We start from the raw sequence: 2,891 nt of genomic DNA, 5'->3' as shown, positions 1-2,891 counted from the left end.
TTGGTCACCGGCCGCTACCTGGCGTGGCAGACCATCCTGGTGGTCGTCTGGATCACCCTGAACCTGGTGGCGGTCGGGGGGCGGGTGACGAACACCAACGAGGCCAACGCCGGGGTGAGGTCGGGGTCGCGGACCCGCGCGAGCGCCTCGGCCACGGTGGTGTCGGGGGCCAGCACCACGGGTTCGGACGTCATCAAGCCGCCCGCGGTGTCGGGGGAGTGCGCCAGCAGGCGGCGGACATCCTCGGAATCCTCGGGATCCATGCGGCGCAGGAACTGCTCGGCGTCGGTGGGCGTCATCGACCCGAGCAGATCGGCCGCGTCGTCGGGGTCCATCGCCTCCAGAACGTCGGCCGCCCGATCGGCGGGCAGCCGCCTGAGCACATCGAGCTGGTCGTCTTCGGGCAACTCCTGCAGCACATCGGCCAGCCGCTCGTCGTCGAGGGCGTTGACCAGTTCGTAGCGCCGCTTGGCCGGCAGTTCCCGGATCGCCTCGGCCACCTCGACGGCGCGCTGGCCCTCGAACTGATCGAGCAGCTGCGCGACGCCCTGGCCGGGCATCGCCAGACCCGACGGTGTCAGGCCCTGCACGTGCTGCCAGTCCACCACGTGCACATTGGCGCGTCGGCCCAGCCGCCGGTGCGGGCGTACGGCGACCTTGGTGACCATCCAGTCCCGGGTGCGCGTCTGCTCGATTCCGAGGTCGACGACGATCACGTCCACGTTGGCCAGCTGCGGCAGATCGGGATCGTCGACGCGGACCCGCGTTTCGATCACCTGCCCGAGTACGAGCACCTCACCGGGACGTTGGACGAACCGGCGCAAGGACACACTGCCGGTGGCCAGCGTCACGGCGCCGGGATCGATCGACGTCACCCGCAAAATCGGTACGAAAATTCTTCGCCGCGTGAGCATTTCGACAACCAAGCCGAGTACGCGGGGTTGCTGGCGCACCAGGCTGATGCTGACCACCACATCACGGACACGGCCGATGGACTCCCCGTCGGGGCCCAAGACCACCATCCCCGCGAGACGGGCCGCATAGACCCTGTTGACCGCCGCCATGCATCAAAGGGTAGAGAGTGTGGTTGTGGAAAACCGGTATCGACCCCGCCGAACGGTCCTTTCCGTTCCCGGGAGCAGCGCGAAGATGGTCGAGAAGGCGAAAACCCTGACCGCCGACGAGGTGTTCCTCGATCTCGAGGACGCCGTAGCGCCAGAGGCCAAGGCCGAGGCCCGTACGCGGGTGGCGACGGCTCTGGCTGAGCCGGGTTGGGCGGGCCAATTGCGCGGTGTGCGCGTCAACGACTGGACGACGCCGTGGACCTACGCCGACGTCATCGAGGTGATCTCGACCGCCGGTGCCGCACTGGACATCGTGGTTCTGCCCAAGGTCAGCGACGCCTCCCACATCCAGGCGCTGCACTTGCTGTTGAGCCAGCTCGAGGCCACCCACGACCTGCCCGTCGGCCGCATCGGCATCGAGGCGCAGATCGAGAATGCGCAGGGCCTCACCAACATTGACGCGATCGCGGCCGCTCCGCGGGTGCAGGCGTTGGTGCTCGGGCCTGCCGACATGGCGGCCAGTTTGAACATGCGCACGCTCGAGGTCGGCGAACAGCCGGAGGGGTACGACGTCGGCGACGCGCACCACCATGTGCTGATGCGCATCCTCGTGGCGGCGCGGGCGCATGGAGTGCTCGCGATCGACGGGCCCTATCTGAAGGTTCGCGACGTCGACGGCTTCCGCCGCGTCGCCGGCCGTTCCGCGGCCCTCGGATACGACGGCAAATGGGTGCTGCACCCCGATCAGATCGCAGCGGGCAACGAGATTTTCAGTCCCCGACAAAAGGATTACGACCATGCCGAGCTGATTCTCGAGGCCTACGAATGGCACACCTCGCGGGCCGGCGGAGCCAGGGGCGCGGTCATGTTGGACGACGAGATGATCGACGAGGCCAGCCGGAAGATGGCCCTGGTGATCGCCGGAAAGGGCCGCGCCGCAGGCATGCAGCGCCAAGGCGAGCCGTTCCGTCCGCCGCAGTGACGCTCAGGTCCACTGCCATCCGGTGCTGAGCAAGCTCAGATAGAGCAGCATGTAGGCGAGGAAGCCGGCGACCGCGAGGCCGCCGATGATTGTGCCCGCCAACGCAATTCCGTAGCCGTCCTGTCCGGTGCGCTTGGTTTCGCGCATCGCCATGACTCCGAGAATGACACCGACGATGCACGTCACGCCGCAGCAGAACACCCCGACGAGCGAGCACACCAACGCGCCGATCGCCATCCCGTTCGTGCCCGGCGGCTTCATCGGCCGGTAGGGGTCGTACCCGTAACCACCCGGCGGGTAGTAGCCCTGGTAAGGGTTCACAGACGCCGGATACGGCGGCGGATAACCCGGCGGGGGCGGCGCGTTGAGCGGCGGCGGCAACCCCGCATCGGTGGGGTAATCCACCGGTGCGAACGGATCGGGCCTGCCGGTGTTCCCGAACCCGCCCTGGCCGCCGTCGCTCACTGTGTCAGCTGCTCAGCATGGCGATGGTGAAGACGATGTTGAGCAGCAGCGTCGCCGCGCCGACAGCGATGCCGGCGATCGCCAATCCGCGGCCGCCCTCGCCTCTGGTCTTGATCTGGTTCAACGCGACGACGCCCAGCACGATGCCGATGAGCGAGCCGACACCGCACAGCACACCGACCGCCGATGCCACCAACGAACCGATGGCCAATCCGTTGGTCTTGTCCTGCGGCAGGCCGTAACCGTCGGTGAACCCCGGCGGGCCGTATCCCGGTGCGCCGTATCCCGGTGCGCCGTACGGCGACGGTGCGCCGTAGGGCGGCGGATATCCCTGGCCGGCGTTGGCCGGATCAGGGTAGGGCGGGGGATAGGCCCCGGGC

3 protein-coding genes and 1 pseudogene are annotated in these 2,891 nt (G+C 68.2%); 1 reads left to right on the top strand and 3 read right to left on the bottom strand.

The window, feature by feature from the left end:
* Positions 1–65: 65 nt before the first annotated feature.
* A pseudogene (locus tag AU197_RS19425) lies at positions 66–1,064 on the bottom strand (magnesium transporter MgtE N-terminal domain-containing protein); the annotation flags it as partial.
* Between the two features lie 25 nt (positions 1,065–1,089).
* Here AU197_RS19425 and AU197_RS19420 point away from each other — a divergent pair.
* Positions 1,090–2,046: an HpcH/HpaI aldolase/citrate lyase family protein gene (locus AU197_RS19420; RefSeq protein ID WP_156434487.1), complete on the top strand. Its 957-nt coding sequence runs from the start codon at positions 1,090–1,092 to the stop codon at positions 2,044–2,046.
* Positions 2,047–2,049: 3 nt separating this feature from the next.
* Here the strand turns inward: AU197_RS19420 and AU197_RS26510 are convergent, their stop codons facing one another.
* The gene (locus tag AU197_RS26510) at positions 2,050–2,511 is read right to left on the bottom strand and encodes a DUF4190 domain-containing protein (RefSeq protein WP_082696753.1); all 462 of its coding nucleotides are present in this window, start codon (positions 2,509–2,511) and stop codon (positions 2,050–2,052) included.
* A gap of 4 nt (positions 2,512–2,515) precedes the next feature.
* On the bottom strand, positions 2,516–2,891 hold a 376-nt coding region (locus AU197_RS19410; protein ID WP_156434485.1), incomplete at its 5' end, for a DUF4190 domain-containing protein.

Origin of the sequence: Mycobacterium sp. IS-1590, assembly GCF_001500025.1 — a bacterium.
GTDB lineage: Bacteria > Actinomycetota > Actinomycetes > Mycobacteriales > Mycobacteriaceae > Mycobacterium.
This window is presented reverse-complemented; position numbering and strand designations above follow the sequence as displayed.